Genomic DNA, 17,166 nt, shown 5'->3' on the forward strand with positions numbered 1-17,166 from the left:
CACGCCCCCCGAGGCTTCGGCCAACCTGGCGGCCGGAACGAAAGGGGTGGCCGCTACTCTCACTCATCAATCCCTCTTCGCGAGAAGGACCTCCTTTTAACACCATGGATTCCTACAACCTCATCCAGAAAATCGCCATCTACGCCCTGCCGGTGCTGCTGGCCATCACCCTGCACGAAGCGGCACACGCCTACATGGCGCGGCGCTTCGGCGACAACACCGCCTACATGATGGGGCGCATGACGCTCAATCCCCTGAAGCACATCGACCCGGTCGGCACGGTGCTGCTGCCGCTGCTGGGGCTGGTCATCGGCGGCGTGCTGTTCGGCTGGGCCAAGCCGGTGCCGGTCAACTTCGGCGCGCTGAAGAACCGCCGCGTCGGCACGCGCTGGGTGGCGGCCGCCGGCCCGCTGGCCAATCTGGGCATGGCGCTGATGTGGGCGCTGCTGTTCAAGCTCGCGCTGAACGTCGACAGCTATTTCAGCGAGCCCCTGGCGCTGATGAGCCAGGTCGGCATCCAGATCAACATCGTGCTGATGGTGCTCAACCTGCTGCCGATCCTGCCGCTCGACGGCGGGCGCATCTTCGAGAGCCTGCTGCCGCCCGGCATGGCGTGGAAGTACGCGCGCCTGGAACCCTACGGCCTGTGGATCCTGCTGGCGCTGGTGTTCTCCGGTCTGCTGTCGCCGATCCTGCGGCCCTTCATCAACCTGATGTACTCGCTGCTGGGCGTGCTTCTGTAAGGCTTTGCTGGCAAAATCACGCCGAAGCGGCCGCGATCATTAGCCGATCACGGCCGGCACCGACTCCTTCCGGGGGCGCGCTGCGGCACGCCCCCCAACCCTAAACATCTGGAATGACGACCATGTTCGCAGACCGCGTTCTCTCCGGCATGCGCCCCACCGGCAAGCTGCACCTCGGCCATTACCATGGCGTGATCAAGAACTGGACCTCGCTGCAGAACGAGCACGAGTGCCTGTTCATGGTGGCCGATTGGCACGCGCTGACCACCAATTACGACGAAGTCGGCATCATCGAGAAGAGCATCTGGGACATGGTGATCGACTGGCTGGCCGCCGGCGTCGACCCGGAGAAGGCCACCATCTTCATCCAGTCCAAGGTGCCGCAGCACGCCGAACTGCACCTGGCGCTGTCCATGGTCACTCCGCTGGGCTGGCTCGAGCGCGTGCCGACCTACAAGGACCAGATCGACAAGCTGAGCCACAAGGATCTGACCACCTACGGCTTCCTCGGCTACCCGCTGCTGCAGGCCGCCGACATCCTGATCTACAAGGCCGGCCGCGTGCCGGTGGGCGAAGACCAGGTGCCGCACATCGAGCTGACGCGCGAAGTGGCACGCCGCTTCAACCACCTCTACGGCCGCGAGCCCAACTTCGAGGAACTGGCCAAGGCCGCCGTGAAGAAGATGGGCAAGTCCGGCAAGGAGTTCGAGCAGCTGCGCGTGCGCTACCTGCAGGACGGCGACGGCGAAGCGCTGCTGACGGCGCGCGCGCTGCTCGGCGCCAGCCAGAACCTCGGCGCGGTCGACGGCGAGCGCCTGCTCGGCTACCTGGAAAACAAGGGCAAGATCATTCTGCCGGAAGCGGAAGCGCTGCTGACCGAGGCTTCCAAGATGCCGGGGCTGGACGGCCAGAAGATGTCCAAGTCCTACGGCAACACCATCACCATGCGCGAAGAGCCTGCTGCAGTCAGCAAGAAGATCCGCGCCATGCCGACCGACCCGGCGCGTGTGCGCCGCACCGACCCGGGCGACCCGGCCAAGTGCCCGGTGTGGCAGCTGCACCAGGTCTACACCGACAGCGCCACGCGCGAGTGGGTGCAGGCCGGCTGTACCAGCGCCGGTATCGGCTGCCTGGAGTGCAAGCAGCCGGTGATCGAGGGCGTGCTGAAGGAGCAGCAGCCGATGTTCGAGCGCGCCCAGCAGTACCTCGACAACCCGCAGCTGGTGAAGGACATCGTCGCCGACGGCTGCGCCCGTGCCGGCAAGATCGCCCAGGACACCATGCGCGAGGTGCGGGAAGCGATGGGGCTGGGCTACTGAAACAGGCTCTAAGCTATAGCCTGTTGGCCGAAATAATCAGGCAAGGGCGGGGGACTCCTCGCCCTTTTTATCTGTCCCCGCTAGGTAACCATGGACGTCCGCACGCCGAACGATACCCCTGCCGCTGACGGCGCCTCCGCGTTCGAGCTCACCGCGCCCGACCTGCCGTCCGGCATGCCGATCGCCCACGTCTTCGGCCAGCCGGTGCTGGAAGTGCCGCAGGACCTGTTCATCCCGCCCGATGCCTTGCAGGTGATCCTGGAGAGCTTCGAGGGTCCGCTCGATCTGCTGCTCTACCTGATCCGCAAGCAGAACCTCAACGTGCTCGACATCCCGATGGCGCCGATCACCGCGCAGTACATGGCCTACATCGACGCCATGCGGCGCGAGCAGTTCGAGCTGGCGGCCGAGTACCTGTTGATGGCGGCGCTGCTGATCGAGATCAAGTCGCGCCTGCTGCTGCCGCGTCCGCCCAGGGACGAGGAGGGCGAGCCGGACGACCCGCGCGCCGAGCTGGTGCGACGGCTGCTGGAATACGAGCAGATGAAGCTCGCCGCGCTGGAACTCGACAAGATGCCGCAGGCCGACCGCGACTTCGCCTGGCTCGCGGTGCTGATCGAGCAGGTGGCCGAGGAGCGCCTGCCCGAGGTGTGCGCGGTCGACCTGCGCCAGGCCTGGCTCGCCATCCTGTCGCGCGCGCGGAACACGCGCCACCACAAGGTGGAGAAGGACGAGCTGTCGGTACGCGCGCAGATGACCTGGATCCTGCGCTACCTGGAAGGGCGCGAGTACGTGGCGTTCGAGGAGCTGTTCGACCTGGCCCTGGGCGTGCCGCACCTGGTGGTCAACTTCATCGCGGTGCTGGAGCTGATCAAGGAAGGGCTGGTCAAGGTCAGCCAGGACGCCGCCTACCAGCCCATCTACGTGCGGCTGGCGCTGGTGTAACGGCCCACATTGTCATAGCGGTTATCTTTTTGTCAAAAAACCGTGTAAAATCCGCACCTTCCCGCGTTTTACCCTCTGGACTACACTGATTCATGTCCACCATTACCGACCTGAAGTACCTGAAGATCGTGCTCGAGACGGCGTTGTTGACGTCGGCCGAAGCGCTCTCGGTATCAGCCCTGAAAAAGCTGTTCACCGAAGACGTCAAGGCGGCACTGATCAACGATCTCCTGGCGGAGATCCAGCAGGACTGGCGGGGACGCGGGATCGAGCTGGTCAAGCTCGCTTCCGGCTGGCGCTTCCGCGCCCGGGCCGAGTTCACGCCGTACCTGGCGCGGCTTACCCCGGAAAAGCCGCCGCGCTACTCGCGCGCGGTGATGGAGACGCTGGCCATCGTCGCCTACCGCCAGCCGGTGACGCGTGGCGACATCGAAGCCATCCGCGGCGTCTCGGTGTCCACCAGCGTGATGCAGACGCTGCTGGAGCGCGGCTGGGTGGAGGTGATCGGGCACAAGGACGTGCCCGGCCGGCCGGGGCTGTACGCCACGACGCACAAGTTCCTCGATGATTTGGGACTGGTGTCGTTGCGCGATCTGCCGCCGCTGGCCGATCTTGGCACGCTGGTGTTGCCGGAAGTCCAGCCTGATAGCGTCGGCGAAGCCGACGCGGTGCCCCTCGACGACGAGGCGGACAACGTAATTGAACAGGAACGATGATGTCTAAAGGACAGCGTAATCACGCCCGCCAGCCGGTGGCGCGTGTCAAAGGCCGTGAAACCTCGCAACCGCGCCAGCCGGCGCCGGATCGTGGCGGTTTCGGTCAATCGAGAAGCGGCAAGCCGGGAGGCTCTTCGCTGATCAAAGCCGTCGGTGCTCCGGCATCCGGCAAGGCGCCCCAAGCCCGGGAGGGTCAGGGTCGCAGCAAACCCGGCTTCGGCCAGCGTGACCGCACGCCGCCGGGGCAGGCGCCGTTCGGCCGTCGCGACGAGCGCGGTCAGCAGGGCTTCGGCCGCGACGAGCGGCAGGAAGGCAAGCAGGGCTTCGGCCAGCGCGACCGCAACGCCGGCCGCGACGAGCGTCAGCCGTCCTTCGGCCGCGACGGTCAGGGCCAACAGGGCAAGCAGGGCTTCGGCCAGCGCGACCGCAACGCCGGCCGCGACGAGCGTCAGCCGTCCTTCGGCCGTGACGGTCAGGGTCAGCAGGGCAAGCAGGGCTTCGGCCAGCGTGACCGCAACGCCGGCCGCGACGAGCGTCAGCCGGCCATGGGGCAGGCCGGCCAGGGCGAGCCGCGCCGCGATTGGAACGAAGAGCGTCAGCCGACGTCCCGCCAGCAGGACAAGCGCGCCCCCAAGGTCGAGCGCGCCAAGAAGCTGCGCGTGCGCGACCCCAACCAGCAGATCCTCGACCGTGCCCAGCGCCTGCGCGACACCCGCGTCGACATGGAACAGATCGAGCCGGTGCGCCTGCAGAAGGCGCTGGCGGCGTCTGGCGTCGGCTCGCGCCGCGAGATGGAAGAGTGGATCGAGGCCGGGCTGATCCTGGTCAACGGCAAGAAAGCCACGCTGGGCGACCGCGTCGGCCCGCAGGACCGCGTCACCGCCAAGGGCAACCCGATCCGCCTGAAGTGGCCGGACCGCCTGCCGCGCGTGATCCTGTACCACAAGCAGGAAGGCGAGCTGGTCACTCGCGACGACCCGGAAGGCCGCGTCACCATCTTCGACCGTCTGCCGCAGGCCAAGAGCAGCCGCTGGGTGGCGGTGGGGCGTCTGGACGTCAATACCAGCGGTCTGCTGATCGTCACCACCAGTGGTGAACTGGCCAACCGCCTGATGCACCCGAGCTTCGAAGCCGAGCGCGAGTACGCGGTGCGCGTACTGGGTCAGCTCGAGCCGGAACAGATGAAGGAAATGACGCGCGGCATCGAGCTGGAAGACGGCCCGGCGCATTTCCAGCGCATCGTCGAACAGGGCGGTGAAGGCGTCAACCACTGGTACCGCGTGGTGATCAAGGAAGGCCGCAACCGCGAAGTGCGCCGCATATTCGAACACTTCGGCCTCACCGTGAGCCGCCTGATCCGCGTGCGTTTCGGCAACATCGGCCTGCCGGCCCGCCTCAAGCGTGGCCAGTTCTACGAGCTCAACTCGGCCGAGGTGGCGGCGGTGATGAAGTGGTCGGACCTGACGGTGACCGGCCGCGCCAAATCCCGCTAAGAGCGGGGGCATAAATCTGCTGCGCATCCCCATCCCGGCCCTGTGATGCTCGCCGTACCATCTGTACGGCTGTGCTTCTCGAACCGGCCTGGGGTTGCTCGCGACGATTTCTTCCTCCCGCTCCGATTTCGTCGATTAGTCCAAGCTGCGACTTGAAAGCCCGCCTCCAAGGCCCTATCGTTGGGTGTTGGAGGTTTTTTATTGCCTCCGTTGCACCCATCGAATCAGGAAAGACCCCACGGCATGAGCAAGGCGTTTACCAAGGAAGACGACGGCGAGCACGATGACGACCTGCCACCAGAACAGCGTCTGCCGGCGGCGACCAAGAACTACCTGACGCCGCAAGGCTGGCAGCGGCTGAAGAACGAGCTCTACCACCTGGTGCACCGCGAGCGGCCGGAGATGGTCAACGTGGTGAACTGGGCCGCCAGCAACGGCGACCGCTCGGAGAACGGCGATTATCTTTACGGCAAGCGCCGCCTGCGCGAGATCGACCGGCGCATCCGCTTTCTCACCAAGCGCCTGGAAATCGCCGAAGTGGTGGACCCGGAAACGCGCGAGACGACCGACCAGATTTTCTTCAGCGCCACCGTGCTGATCCTGCGTGGCGATGGTTCGGAGCAACTGCTGCGTATCGTCGGCGTCGACGAAATCGATCTGCCGCGCGGCCACATCAGCTGGATTTCGCCCATCGCGCGCTGCCTGATCAAGGCGCGCGAAGGCGACGAAGTGGTGTTTCGCGGTCCGGACGGGGAGGAAACCATCGAGGTGCTGGAAGTGCGCTACGAGCGCATCGACTGAGCGCGGGCAACCCCGTATCACCGCTTCGGCCAACCTTGTCAGGTTGGCCGAAGCGCTTTTGCGGCACGGCTCAGGCGGCTGGGCGCAGGTAGACGCGGGTGGCGACGATGTCCGCCTCCGCCGCCAGCGCGGCCTGCAAGGCCGGCAGGGCCGCGCTGTCGGCGGCCGGCAGCAGCAGCACGGCATGGATGCCGTCCGGCGCGTAGTGCAATTGCAGCGTCTCGCTGTCGAGCAGCGGGCGCCCCAGGGCGCGGTTCAGGCGCGCTTCCAGCTCCGGGCGCATCGGCAGCTCGTAACGCACCGGGGCGTGGCTCAGGTCGGAGTCGACGTGCACCGTGACGTTAAGCACCGGGTGCGCCGCCAGCACGCGCTGGCGCGCCAGCGCCGCGATCTGGTGGCCCTCCGACACGCTGATGCTGGGCGGCACCACGATGTGCACGTCCACCAGCGCCAAGTCGCCCATGCGTCGCATGCGCATGTCGTGGACTTCCACCACCCCTGGCACGGTGGCGATCTCGGCGCGGATCGCCTGTTGTTCATCGGCCGACACCGCGCGGTCGGTGAGGTCGCCGAACGCCTCGCTGCTGAACTCCCAGCCGGTGCGGCTGATCATGAAGCCCACCAGTGCCGCCGCCAGCGGGTCGAGGAAGGTCCAGCCCGCCATGTTGCCGATGATGCCCACCGCCACCACCAGCGACGAGGCGGCGTCGGAACGGGCGTGCCAGGCGTTGGCGATGAGCAGGCTGGAGCCGACGCGCTTGGCGATCGCCAGCATGTAACGGAACAGCAACTCCTTGGCCAACAGGCTGCCCAGCGCCACGTACAGCGCCAGCGGCTTGACCTGCGGCAGGGCGTGGGGGTCGAGGAACTTGCCGGCGGCGTTCCACAGCATGCCGAGCCCGACCGCCAGCAGCAGCACGCCCAGCACCAGCGAGGCGGCGTTCTCGTAGCGGCGATGGCCATAGTGATGGTCCTCGTCCTCCGGCTTGGCGCTGTGGTGGTTGGCGAGCAGCACCACGAAGTCCGCCAGCAGGTCCGACAGCGAGTGCATGGCATCGGCCACCAGCGCCGAGGAATGGGCGAACAGGCCGGCCGCGAGCTGGGCCAGCGTCAGCAGCAGGTTGACACCCACGCTGACCCAGGTGCTGCGCTGGATGGCCTGGTTGCGGGCGCCGGCATCGCCGGCTTCATGAGATTCCTGATAGTGCATGAGAAATGGCTAAACCCACGGGTATGTCGTTGGCAGGAGGATACCGCAAAAAAACAGCCACACGCTTCCTTGGCGCATGGCTGCCTGCTGCGAGCCCGGCTTCAGCGCGGAATGCGCACCTGATGCTCGTCGAAGTTGCCCTGTTCCGCGCCGCGATGGCACGCCATGCAGTTAGCCGCGCTGCCCACCGATTGGCGCCGGAACACGTCCGCCCGCACTTCCTCGTGCCAGTCGGCAAAGCGCGCGGTGTCGGTGATGCGGGTGACAATGCGCTCGCCCGGCGCGGCCTTGGCCGGCCGGGTGTCGCGGTCGCTCGAGGCATACAGCAGAAACTGGCGGATTTCCGCCTCGGTGCCCTTGTCGAGCGAGGCGTTGCTGCCGAAATGGTGTGACAGGTTGTTCATCAGGGCATTCCACGAGCGGCCGGGCAGCAAGCCCGGCGGGTAGGCCATATGGCAGCTGCCGCACTCGGTTTTCCACGCCGCGTTGACCTTGGCCGGCATGGCCAGACGGCGTCCTTCATGTTCCTCGGCGTGGGTTATGCCGGCCAGCAGCAGGGAAGCGGCAATGAGGGAAGCGAGATAGCGCATGTTCGTCTCCTAGCGCAGGGTAGTCAGGAAGGTGAGGAAGTCGCCCTTTTCCAGCGGGGTGCAGGCGCGCGACAGCACGTCGTCGCAGTTGCGGCGGAACCATTTTTCCACCTTGGCCGGGTCACGGAAGCGCTCCGGATTGACTGCGCTGGCCATCGGCCCGATCTTGCGGAAGCTCGGCGTCATGCCGCTGCGGCGCGGGTCGTCCGAGTGGCAGCTGGCGCAGCTGATCGCCTTGCCATCCTTGGTGTTGCGGCGATAGTAGAGTTCCTTGCCGCGTTCGGCGGAAAAGCCGCTGAACCCCGGCGCGGCCTGGCGCGCTTCCGCGGCGTAGCCCTGCAACAGCTCGGCAGGAGAGGAGGCGGCCTGGGCCAGGGGGGCGAGGCTGGCGGCCAGCAACAGCAGGAAGAGACGGGACATGGGCAGACTCCGGCAAGCAGGAAGAGCTTCCAGCCTAGGCGCGGAGCATTAAGTTGCGCTTAAAACCCTGTCGATTCAATGGTTAATGTCGACTTAAGCGTTCCGCCTTAGCGTATCAGGGTCACATGGCGGAGAAGCATCATGAATCCCTTCAATCGTTTGCGCTTGTTGCACTGGCTGGTCGCGGCCTTCTTCCTGTTCGGCTACCTGAGCGGCGACGACGGTGGCTTGCTGCACGTCTGGCTGGGTTACGGTCTGATCGCGGTGCTGCTGCTGCGCTTGCTGGCCCACCTCTCGAAAATCCGCGGCTTCCCGCCGTTGCTGCCGACCGCCGGCCAGTGGCAGGCGCGAGGTGTCCCGTTGCTGGGCAAGCTCTTGACGGTGCTGCTGTTGAGTGGCGCCGTGCTGACCGGGGGATCGGGCCTGATGATGGTCGACAACGCCCGGGTGCTGGGGCTGCCTGCGGCGCAGACGGCTGACGCCGCCATGGCGAGTGCGGATGGTGAGGAAGGCGAGGCGAGCGATGTCGCCAAGGAGGTGCACGAGGCTTCGGCCAACCTCACCCTGCTGTTGGCGGGTCTGCACATCGCCTACCTGCTGTGTTATCGCCGCCACATGGTGCTGACGATGATCCGGGGACAGGCGCGCCGTTCGCGTGCCTGAGAAAGCCGGCCGCCGTATGTCGCCGGCCGTCCTGGCCGGCTGCCGCGTGGGGAGGGCGCGCGACGCCCGGCCGGCCGCTCCCGCCGCGCGGTGTGTGCTACTTGGCGTGGCTCGCCAGGAGCAGGTTGACGTCGAGCCAGCCCTGGTGGGCATCCTTGCCGGCACCGGCAAACGCCGTCAGCAGCAGCTTCGCCTGCTCGCGGTATAGCGACTCTTCCAGCTTGCGCCCCTCTGCCGTCAGCGTCAGCTCCTTCACCCGCTTGTCGTGCTCCGCGGCACGCGCTTCCACCAGCCCCATCTCCATGAGCTGGCGCAGCGGAATGTTGATCGCCTGCTTGGTCACGCCCAGCGCCGCCAGCAGCGCCTTGACGCTCAGCCCCGGCGTGTGCGCCACGAAGAACAGGATACGGTGGTGCACCCGCGCCAGGCCGCGCCGCGCCAGCATCTCGTCGGGTTTGGCGGTGAACGCCATATAGGCATGGAAGAAGGCCTCCATCGAGGCGCGCAGGTCGGGAGAAACGGGCGTGTCGGGCATGTTGACGAGGGCCTGGTGCAGGCGTAAATTGGGTCAAAAAAATTGACATTTATAAGTCCAGCCACTACGAGGGTAGCATGTTTTCTGAACGCATCGAACGACTCAGCGGCTCGCTGATCCGCGAAATCCTCGCCGCCGCCCAGCGCCACGAGGTGATTTCCTTCGCCGGCGGCCTGCCGGCTTCCAGCTGCCTGCCGGCGCTGGACTTTCCCGACGTGCCGCCGTCGCTGGCCCAATACGGCACCAGCGAGGGCGAACCGGAGCTGCGCGAGCAGATTGCCAAGGACGTGGCGCGCATCGGTCTGAGCTGCGACGCGTCGCAGGTGCTGGTGCTGTCCGGCTCGCAGCAGGCGCTCGACCTCGCCGCCAAGCTGTTCGTCGATCCGGGCACCCCGGTGATCACCGAAGGTCCGACCTACCTCGCCGCGCTGCAGGTGTTCCGTCTGTTCGGCGCGCAGTTCCACACCGTGGAGCAGCAGGACGGCCAGTTGCCGGCCGCCACGCTGCAGGCCGCCATCGCCGACAGCAAGGCCAAGCTCGCCTACCTGATCCCCACCTTCCAGAACCCGTCCGGCGCCTGCTACAGCGTCGAGACGCGCCAGGCGCTGGCGCGCGTGCTGGACGACGCCCACCTGCCGGTGATCGAGGACGATCCCTACCGCGCGCTGTCCTACGACGGCGACGCACCGGCTCCGCTGGTCACGCACTTGAAGAGCGCGCCGTGGATCTACTGCGGTTCGTTCTCCAAGACGCTGGCGCCGGGCCTGCGCATTGGCTACCTGATCGCTTCCAAGGAACTGATGCCGCATCTGCTCAAGCTGAAACAGGCGGTCGATCTGCATTCCAACCGTCTGGGCCAGTGGTTCATCGCACAGTGGCTGAAGAGCGGTGATTACCCCGCTCATCTCAAGCGTCTGCAGCAGAACTACAAGGTCGGCCGTGATGCGATGCAAGCCGCACTGGAGCGCCACTTCGCCGATCTGGCCGACTGGCAGGTGCCGCAAGGGGGCCTGTTCTTCTGGCTGACGTTGAAGAACAAGCGCGACACTCGCACCTTCCTCAAGCCGGCGCTGGAACAGCACAACGTCGCCTTCATGCCGGGCGAGGCGTTCTACGCCGATCCGGACACCGGCATCGGCCACCTGCGGCTCAACTTCAGCCATGCCACCCCGGAGCGCATTGAAGAAGGCATCGCGCGTCTGGCCGGCCTGATCCGCGCGGGTTGACGCCGGCGAGACAAGTCAGGGCAGGGGAAGGGGGCAAGCCGCCGTCCTTCCTCGCCCGATGGAAAAGCAAAAAGCCTGACGGGGCATTCCGGTCAGGCTTTTTCGTCTCTGCGGGTCGTCGTTCAGGCCGGCTGCGCGTCTTCTTCCAGCATGGTGACGCCCGGCAGGCCTGAACGGAATACCGCCTGCTGCAGCGTGGTGACCGCCTTGCGGCGGAAGTACTGCTTGCGCGTCACCAGCATCACGCGCCGCTGCGGCGCCGGCTGGCTGAACGGCACCACCGACAGCAGGGCATCGTCGGCCGGGCTGACCGAGGTGGCCGGCAGCACCGTCACCCCCATGCCGCTCGCCACCATGTGGCGGATGGTGTTGAGCGAGCTGCCCTGCAGGGTGCTGGCCAGGCTGCCGGACTGGTGCTGGCGCGTGGCCAGCTCGCTGCACGACTGCAGCACCTGGTCGCGGAAGCAGTTGCCCTGGTTGAGCAGCAACACGCTCTCCTCGGCCAACTGGCTGGGGCGCACCATCGGCTGTTTCTCCCACGGATGCCCCTTCGGCGTGGCCACCACGAACGGCTCGTCGTAGAGCGGGTAGGCCACCGTGCCCGGCTCCTCGAACGGGTCGGCCACGATGATGGCGTCGACTTCGCCGCGCTTGAGCATCTCGGCCAAGCGCGCCGTGTAGTTCTCCTCGAGAATCAGCGGCATGTCCGGGGCCAGGATGCGCAGCGCCGGGATCAGCTTGGGCAGCAGGTAAGGGCTGATGGTGAAGATCACCCCCAGCTTGAGCGGCCCCACCAGCTCGTTCTGGTGTTCGCCGGCCAGTCGCTTCACCGTTTCCGCTTCTTCCAGCACGCGCTGGGCCTGCTCGATCACGCGCTCGCCGATATCGGTCACCGCCACCTCGGGGCCGCCGCGTTCGAACAGGGTGATGCCCAGTTCGTCCTCCAGCTTCTTGATGGCGATCGACAGCGTCGGCTGGCTGACATAGCAGCTCTGGGCCGCGCGGCCGAAGTGGCGCTCGCGCGCCACCGCCACGATGTAACGCAGTTCGGTCAGCGTCATGGCTTAGCGTTCGTGCTCCGGCAACACGATGTTGACCTCCAGCACCTCGAAGTTGTCCTGGCGCTCGAGGTTGACCTTGATGTCGTCCAGGTTGACCGCCACGTAGCGCGAGATCACCTCCATCAGCTCGCGCTGCAATGCCGGCAGGTAGTCCGGGGCGCCGGCACGGCCGTTGCGCTCGTGAGCCAGGATGATCTGCAGGCGCTCACGCGCCACCTCGGCCGATTTCTTACGCTTGCTGCCGAACAAAATGTCCATCAGCGACATGGCTTAGCCTCCGAACAGTCGTTTGAGGAGCCCAACCTTCGGGACGTCGAGGAAACGCATCGGGCGATCCTCGCCGAGGAAGCGCGACACCACGTCGGCGTAGGCCTCGGAGGCATCGGTCCCCTTGAGGTGGATGGCCGGCGTGCCCGAGTTGGAAGCCTGCAGCACCACCTGCGATTCCGGGATCACCCCCAAGAGCGACACGCGCAGGATTTCCTTGACGTCGTCGACCGACAACATCTCGCCCTTTTCCACGCGGCTCGGCGAATAGCGCGTGATCAGCAGGTGTTCCTTGACCGGTTCACGGCCCTCGATGGCACGGCGCGACTTGGACGACAGGATGCCGAGGATGCGGTCGGAGTCGCGCACCGACGACACTTCCGGGTTGGTCACGATCAGCGCCTCGTCGGCGAAGTAGAGCGCCATCAGCGCGCCCTTCTCGATGCCCGCCGGCGAATCGCAGACGATGAAGTCGAAGTTCATCGTGGCCAGGTCGTTCAGCACCTTTTCCACGCCTTCTTCGGTCAGCGCATCCTTGTCGCGGGTCTGCGAGGCCGGCAGCACGTACAGGTTGTCGCAGTTCTTGTCCCTGATCAGCGCCTGGTTCAGCGTGGCCTCGTTGTTGACCACGTTGATCAGGTCGTACACCACGCGCCGCTCGCAGCCCATGATCAGGTCGAGGTTTCTGAGACCGACGTCGAAATCGATGACCACGGTCTTGTGGCCGCGCAGGGCCAGCCCGGAAGCGAAGCTGGCGCTGGTGGTGGTCTTGCCGACGCCGCCCTTGCCGGATGTCACGACGATGATTTTTGCCACGATGATTCCCTTGATTAACCAGTGATGGAGTGTTCGTTATTCGCCGAGCGCGGTGATCACCAGGCGCTCGTTCTCGAGGAAGACCTGAGCCGGCTTGCCGCGGATGCTGTCGGGCAGCGCCTGCTCGATGGTTCGATAGACGCCGGCGATCGACACCAGTTCAGCTTCCATGCATTGGGTGAAGATGCGCGCCGCGGTATTGCCGCGCGCGCCGGCCAGGGCGCGGCCGCGCAGCGGGGCGTAGACGTGGATGTTGCCGTCGGCGATCACTTCGGCGCCGGCGCTGACCATCGCCAGCACCACCAGATCGCCGCCCTTGGCATAGATCTGCTGGCCGGCCCGGACCGGGCGGTCGATGATCATCGTCGGGGCGCTGGCGGGGCCCTCCGGCGCCGCCGGTACCTCGTTGGCCGCCGGCTTGCTGGCGATCACCTGGCCGGTGACATGGGCCAGGCCGAAGCGGTGCGCCAGTTCCTCGAGCGCCGGGTCCGGGTGGCGCAGCGCCACGACGCGGAAGCCGTAGTGGCCGAGCAGGGGCAGCACGCGGTCGAGGGCGAGATCGGCTGGGTTGTCGAGCGCGGCCACGTCGAGCACCACGGCTTCGGCGGCGGAAGGTTTGGCGCGGTTGCCGAAGCGGCTTTCCAGTGCCTGGGTCAGCTCGTCGAGATGGTTGCTGCGCAGTACGAAGGCCAGCACGTCGAGGCTGGCCGATTTGATGTCGTAGGTGTTCGCCGTCTGGCTCATGTCGCTGTAATAATACCTAAAGATAGATTTCTTCTATGAAGGCGAGTGTACTGGCTTGCGGCGGGGCTTTCAATGAAAGTCGCACGCTCTGGCGGGCGTGCTGCCGTCATGGATTTGTAATGCTGACGTGTTGTGATATTGTCATGCCCTCATGCCCCGCTGCCGGGGTTTTTTGCCGTCTGGAGTGTTGCAAAAAACCCAACAGATTAGGGGCTTAGTAGATTGTGCAATGCAACAAACAGGTTGACCGGAAGGCAGGCTTTGGTTAAAGTGCAATTGCTGCATCGCACAATGCGACAGAGGTACAGGGTTTGTTGCTGTTGTCGCTGGGTTACTTCCCAACTATTCAGGAGTCATTATGTTTACTACTACTCAAGAACTGACCGCTCTTGGACAGGCGCAATTCGATAAAGCTGTACGCCTGTCTTCCCTCTTGCTGGGCAGCGCCGAGCGTTTCGCCGCTCTGCAGTTCGACCTGAGCCGCAAGGTGCTGGCCGAAAACGCCCAGCTGTTCAAGACCCTGGTCGACATCAAGGATCCGAAGGCTCTGGTCGAGCTGCCGGCAGGTCTGGCTCAGCCGGCCCTGGACAAGGCCTTCGTTGCCGCCCGTAGCGTGTACGACGCCGCGGTGACCACCCAGGGCGAACTGACCGCCTTCGTCGAAGAGCAGGTTGCCGAGTCCAACAAGGCCGTGCTGTCCACCATCGACAAGCTGGCCAAGAACGCTCCGGCCGGTTCCGACGTTGCCGTCAGCGCGCTGAAAAACTTCGTGACCTCGTCCAACGCCGCCTTCGAAAGCGTGTCGCAGACCGCCAAGAAAGTCGGCAGCGAACTGGCTGAAGCCGGTGTGCAGGCTGCGACCAAGTCCGCCAAGGTCGCTTCCGCTGCTGTTGCCAAGAAGGCCTGATCGGGCTGGCACCGCGCCGAAGCAAGATTTTGACAAACCCCTTTCGCGAAGCGGAAGGGGTTTGTCGTGTAACCGGGAAGGCTGTGGAGGCAATAACGTATCGGGAGCGGTCCGGCTTTGCCGGGTCCGGTAGCGTCTCGACAGGATACGTTGCCAGCAGCCTGGAAACCCGCCGCAAGGCGGGTTTTTTTATGGGCGTGGCTGGCTGAGGGAGTCGAAGATGGCCTGCAGGGCGAGACCCTGGCCCAGTGCCAGCTCGATCAGCTGGGTCAGGATCAGGGCGTAGTGGCTTTGCTGGTAGGCGGGCAGGGCAAAGTGTGCCAGCAATTGCCAGGGATCGTGTGCTTCCTGCTGCGGTGGGTGCTGCGCCAGGTAGAGCCGGGACAGTTGCAACAGGTTGGCGGCCAGCTCCTTTTGCTGGCTGAAGAAATGGTTCCAGTCCGGTGGGCGCGGCGTTTCGCCGGGGGCGGTCCAGCCCGCCTGCAGCAGCAAGCCGAAGGCGTAGCTCAGGGCCTCGAATACCGTTGCCACAAAATGGCCGCTGCCGGCGGGGCCGCAGTGCAGCCAGGCACCCGGCAAGGGCGCCAGCGCATCCAGCACCGGCCTGGCGCCGTCCAGCGCGCGGTCCGAGCCGCCCACGAACAGGGCGAAGCCTTGCTGCACTCCCGGGGCTTGCCAGTTGGCCGCCGCGTCGACGTAGCCCAGCCCGAGCTCCCGGCAGTGCCGCTCCCGGGCGGCACAGCTGTCCGGGGTGGCGCGCTTCAGGTCCAGCAGCACGCCGCCGTACTGCAGCGCCTGCCAGTCGGCGGCAAAAGCGTCGGAAGCCGGCGGGGAAGGAAAGGGCTCGGCCGGCAAGCCGAACCCCTGCGCCGTCAGGCGGCGTCGAATCCATTCGAGGTAGGGCTCGTTACCGAGCGTGATGATTTGCATGCTTCTCAAGACGTCAGGGGCGCGGAGTCGAGGGTCTGCATGAGGCACGGGATGAACCAGCCCAGTGCCCTGTCAGCTTGTGGCTCCTTGCCGTCTTCGACGTGTTTCACGATCAGTTACCCATTATCCACGTAGGGCTGGGCCAGCGAAAGCGGCAAATAGCCGGCGCCGAGTCCCTTTAGCTATAACTGCCACTTGCCGGCGAGAGAGAGGGTGGTGGTGAGCGCATCCTGTCTTTCGCGCCGCGACGAGGAGGGTGCCAGCCGCTGCGCGAAGTATCGCCTGGCGCCGTCATGGCGGATGACGTGCGACGGGGACGGTTCGGGATGCTGCGCCAGCGGGGGTATCGTTGCCGGACGCGCAGCGGTATGGGTGTCGCCGGCATGCTGGCCGAAGCGGCCAGCGGAAACAACAAAGCCGGCGAATCGCCGGCTTGCTGGTCGTTCAGAGGAGGGCTCAGCCTTCCTGCTTGTAACGCTCGATGCCTTCCACCAGTTCCTTGGTGGCGTCTTCGCGGGTGCCCCAGCCCTGGATCTTCACCCACTTGCCCGGCTCCAGGTCCTTGTAGTGCTGGAAGAAGTGCACCATCTGGTTGCGCAGCAGTTCCGGCAGGTCTTCCAGTTGCTGGATCGACTTGTACATCGGGCACAGCTTCTCGACCGGCACGGCCACCAGCTTGGCATCCACGCCGCCGTCGTCTTCCATCTTGATCAGGCCCAGAGCACGGCAGCGCACCAGCACGCCCGGCGGCAGCGGGAACGGGGTCACCACCAGCACGTCCACCGGATCGCCGTCGCCGGCGAGCGTTTGCGGCACGAAACCGTAGTTGGCCGGGTAGAACATCGAGGTGCCCATGAAACGGTCAACGCAGATGGCGCCGGAGTCCTTGTCGAACTCGTACTTGATCGGGGCGCTGTTGGCGGAGATTTCGATCACCACGTTGATGTCGTTGGGCATGTCCTTGCCGGGGGCGATGCGGTCGAGATTCATCTGGGAGGTCCTTTGGTTGAGCGTTGAACACATTTGCCGAATTATCCCGCGATTATAACAGCAAGCCGTCGTCGCTTGCGGGGCGCCAAGGTATAATCCAACGCTTCTTTTTGCTACAAGCGGGACGCCACACCATGCTGGACAAGCTGATCATCGAATTCGACAAGGGGGTGCGTACCCTGTTTGCTCCGGCCGCCAGCGCCCGTCCGCACCCGGATGCCGGCATGCCCGAAACCGAGATGAGCGAGCAGGAAAAGCGCCACGCGCTGGGCCTGATGCGTGTCAACCACTGTGGCGAGGTGTGCGCCCAGGCCTTGTACCAGGGGCAGGCGCTGACCGCGCGTAACGAGGCCGCGCGCGAGGCGCTCAAGCATGCCGCGTTCGAGGAAGTGGAGCACCTGGCCTGGACCGAGAGCCGCATCCGCGAGTTGGGCGGCCATCCCAGCGTGTTCAACCCGCTGTGGTACACCGGCTCGCTGGCCATCGGTGTCGCCGCCGGGCTGTTGGGCGACAAGTGGAACCTGGGCTTTCTGGAAGAGACCGAATACCAGGTCGAGGCGCACCTGAACGGTCACCTGAAAGACCTGCCGGAACAGGACGAGAAGAGTCGGGCCATCGTCAGGCAGATGCGCGACGACGAAGTGCGTCACGCCGAAATGGCGCACGAGCACGGCGCCGCCAAGCTGCCCTTGCCGCTGCGCGGCCTGATGAAGCTGACCTCCAAGGTGATGACCTCGGCCAGTTACCGGCTGTGATCTTGTCGTAACGGCAAGGCAAAACGGGCTGCTCA

General features: G+C 65.6%; 20 protein-coding genes. 10 read left to right on the forward strand and 10 right to left on the reverse strand.

Annotation, left to right across the window (positions count from 1 at the left end; genetic code table 11):
* The first annotated feature begins 104 nt into the window (after positions 1-104).
* From FURADRAFT_RS14590 to greB, 6 genes are all read left to right on the forward strand, one after another.
* Positions 105-743 (forward strand): site-2 protease family protein, encoded by a 639-nt coding sequence (locus FURADRAFT_RS14590; protein ID WP_008954937.1) that lies wholly within the window; start codon positions 105-107, stop codon positions 741-743.
* 122 nt (positions 744-865) lie between these two features.
* On the forward strand, positions 866-2,062 hold the full coding sequence (locus FURADRAFT_RS14595; RefSeq protein WP_008954938.1) for a tryptophan--tRNA ligase: 1,197 nt from the start codon (positions 866-868) through the stop codon (positions 2,060-2,062).
* 90 nt (positions 2,063-2,152) lie between these two features.
* The gene (locus FURADRAFT_RS14600; protein WP_008954939.1) at positions 2,153-3,007 is read left to right on the forward strand and encodes a segregation and condensation protein A; all 855 of its coding nucleotides are present in this window, start codon (positions 2,153-2,155) and stop codon (positions 3,005-3,007) included.
* A gap of 92 nt (positions 3,008-3,099) precedes the next feature.
* Entirely contained in the window at positions 3,100-3,723 is a 624-nt protein-coding gene (gene scpB / locus FURADRAFT_RS14605; RefSeq protein ID WP_008954940.1) for an SMC-Scp complex subunit ScpB, read from the forward strand.
* Between the two features lie 545 nt (positions 3,724-4,268).
* Positions 4,269-5,216 carry a 23S rRNA pseudouridine(2605) synthase RluB gene (gene rluB / locus FURADRAFT_RS21105; RefSeq protein WP_236261607.1) on the forward strand — a complete coding sequence of 316 codons (948 nt, stop codon included), beginning with the start codon at positions 4,269-4,271 and terminating at the stop codon, positions 5,214-5,216.
* A gap of 243 nt (positions 5,217-5,459) precedes the next feature.
* Positions 5,460-6,017, forward strand: coding sequence for a transcription elongation factor GreB (gene greB, locus FURADRAFT_RS14615; protein WP_008954942.1), 558 nt, complete (start codon positions 5,460-5,462; stop codon positions 6,015-6,017).
* A gap of 70 nt (positions 6,018-6,087) precedes the next feature.
* Here the strand turns inward: greB and FURADRAFT_RS14620 are convergent, their stop codons facing one another.
* The 3 genes from FURADRAFT_RS14620 to FURADRAFT_RS14630 form a co-directional block, all read right to left on the reverse strand.
* Positions 6,088-7,227, reverse strand: coding sequence for a cation diffusion facilitator family transporter (locus FURADRAFT_RS14620; protein ID WP_008954943.1), 1,140 nt, complete (start codon positions 7,225-7,227; stop codon positions 6,088-6,090).
* 101 nt (positions 7,228-7,328) lie between these two features.
* Positions 7,329-7,817 (reverse strand): diheme cytochrome c, encoded by a 489-nt coding sequence (locus tag FURADRAFT_RS14625; RefSeq protein ID WP_008954944.1) that lies wholly within the window; start codon positions 7,815-7,817, stop codon positions 7,329-7,331.
* Positions 7,818-7,826: 9 nt separating this feature from the next.
* A complete protein-coding gene (locus tag FURADRAFT_RS14630) occupies positions 7,827-8,237 on the reverse strand; it encodes a DUF1924 domain-containing protein (RefSeq protein WP_008954945.1) in 411 nt (136 codons plus the stop codon).
* A gap of 141 nt (positions 8,238-8,378) precedes the next feature.
* Between FURADRAFT_RS14630 and FURADRAFT_RS14635 the strand changes: the two genes are divergently transcribed.
* Positions 8,379-8,900 (forward strand): cytochrome b/b6 domain-containing protein, encoded by a 522-nt coding sequence (locus tag FURADRAFT_RS14635; RefSeq protein ID WP_008954946.1) that lies wholly within the window; start codon positions 8,379-8,381, stop codon positions 8,898-8,900.
* A 97-nt stretch (positions 8,901-8,997) separates the two neighbouring features.
* Here FURADRAFT_RS14635 and FURADRAFT_RS21255 read toward each other — a convergent pair whose 3' ends face one another.
* Positions 8,998-9,435: a MarR family winged helix-turn-helix transcriptional regulator gene (locus FURADRAFT_RS21255; protein WP_008954947.1), complete on the reverse strand. Its 438-nt coding sequence runs from the start codon at positions 9,433-9,435 to the stop codon at positions 8,998-9,000.
* Positions 9,436-9,512: 77 nt separating this feature from the next.
* Here FURADRAFT_RS21255 and FURADRAFT_RS14645 point away from each other — a divergent pair, with 77 nt between their 5' ends.
* Positions 9,513-10,661, forward strand: coding sequence for an aminotransferase-like domain-containing protein (locus FURADRAFT_RS14645; protein ID WP_008954948.1), 1,149 nt, complete (start codon positions 9,513-9,515; stop codon positions 10,659-10,661).
* 122 nt (positions 10,662-10,783) lie between these two features.
* Here FURADRAFT_RS14645 and FURADRAFT_RS14650 read toward each other — a convergent pair whose 3' ends face one another.
* From FURADRAFT_RS14650 to minC, 4 genes are read right to left on the reverse strand one after another with little or no spacing between them, the layout of a single operon-like run.
* Positions 10,784-11,722 carry a hydrogen peroxide-inducible genes activator gene (locus tag FURADRAFT_RS14650; protein WP_008954949.1) on the reverse strand — a complete coding sequence of 313 codons (939 nt, stop codon included), beginning with the start codon at positions 11,720-11,722 and terminating at the stop codon, positions 10,784-10,786.
* A 3-nt stretch (positions 11,723-11,725) separates the two neighbouring features.
* Positions 11,726-11,989: a cell division topological specificity factor MinE gene (gene minE, locus FURADRAFT_RS14655; protein WP_008954950.1), complete on the reverse strand. Its 264-nt coding sequence runs from the start codon at positions 11,987-11,989 to the stop codon at positions 11,726-11,728.
* A 3-nt stretch (positions 11,990-11,992) separates the two neighbouring features.
* Positions 11,993-12,820, reverse strand: a complete 828-nt coding sequence (gene minD / locus FURADRAFT_RS14660; protein ID WP_328269496.1) for a septum site-determining protein MinD — start codon at positions 12,818-12,820, stop codon at positions 11,993-11,995.
* A 21-nt stretch (positions 12,821-12,841) separates the two neighbouring features.
* A complete protein-coding gene (gene minC, locus FURADRAFT_RS14665) occupies positions 12,842-13,549 on the reverse strand; it encodes a septum site-determining protein MinC (RefSeq protein ID WP_008954952.1) in 708 nt (235 codons plus the stop codon).
* A 358-nt stretch (positions 13,550-13,907) separates the two neighbouring features.
* Between minC and FURADRAFT_RS14670 the strand changes: the two genes are divergently transcribed.
* On the forward strand, positions 13,908-14,456 hold the full coding sequence (locus FURADRAFT_RS14670; RefSeq protein WP_008954953.1) for a phasin family protein: 549 nt from the start codon (positions 13,908-13,910) through the stop codon (positions 14,454-14,456).
* Between the two features lie 189 nt (positions 14,457-14,645).
* On the opposite strand, the gene FURADRAFT_RS14675 is transcribed toward FURADRAFT_RS14670, so the two are convergent.
* Positions 14,646-15,386 (reverse strand): 6-phosphogluconate dehydrogenase, encoded by a 741-nt coding sequence (locus FURADRAFT_RS14675; RefSeq protein ID WP_008954954.1) that lies wholly within the window; start codon positions 15,384-15,386, stop codon positions 14,646-14,648.
* A gap of 456 nt (positions 15,387-15,842) precedes the next feature.
* Positions 15,843-16,376: an inorganic diphosphatase gene (ppa, locus tag FURADRAFT_RS14680; protein WP_008954955.1), complete on the reverse strand. Its 534-nt coding sequence runs from the start codon at positions 16,374-16,376 to the stop codon at positions 15,843-15,845.
* A gap of 134 nt (positions 16,377-16,510) precedes the next feature.
* Between ppa and coq7 the strand changes: the two genes are divergently transcribed.
* Entirely contained in the window at positions 16,511-17,131 is a 621-nt protein-coding gene (gene coq7 / locus FURADRAFT_RS14685; protein ID WP_008954956.1) for a 2-polyprenyl-3-methyl-6-methoxy-1,4-benzoquinone monooxygenase, read from the forward strand.
* Positions 17,132-17,166: the final 35 nt, after the last annotated feature.

It is taken from the genome of Pseudogulbenkiania ferrooxidans 2002 (genome assembly GCF_000174355.1).
Classification (GTDB): domain Bacteria; phylum Pseudomonadota; class Gammaproteobacteria; order Burkholderiales; family Chromobacteriaceae; genus Pseudogulbenkiania; species Pseudogulbenkiania ferrooxidans.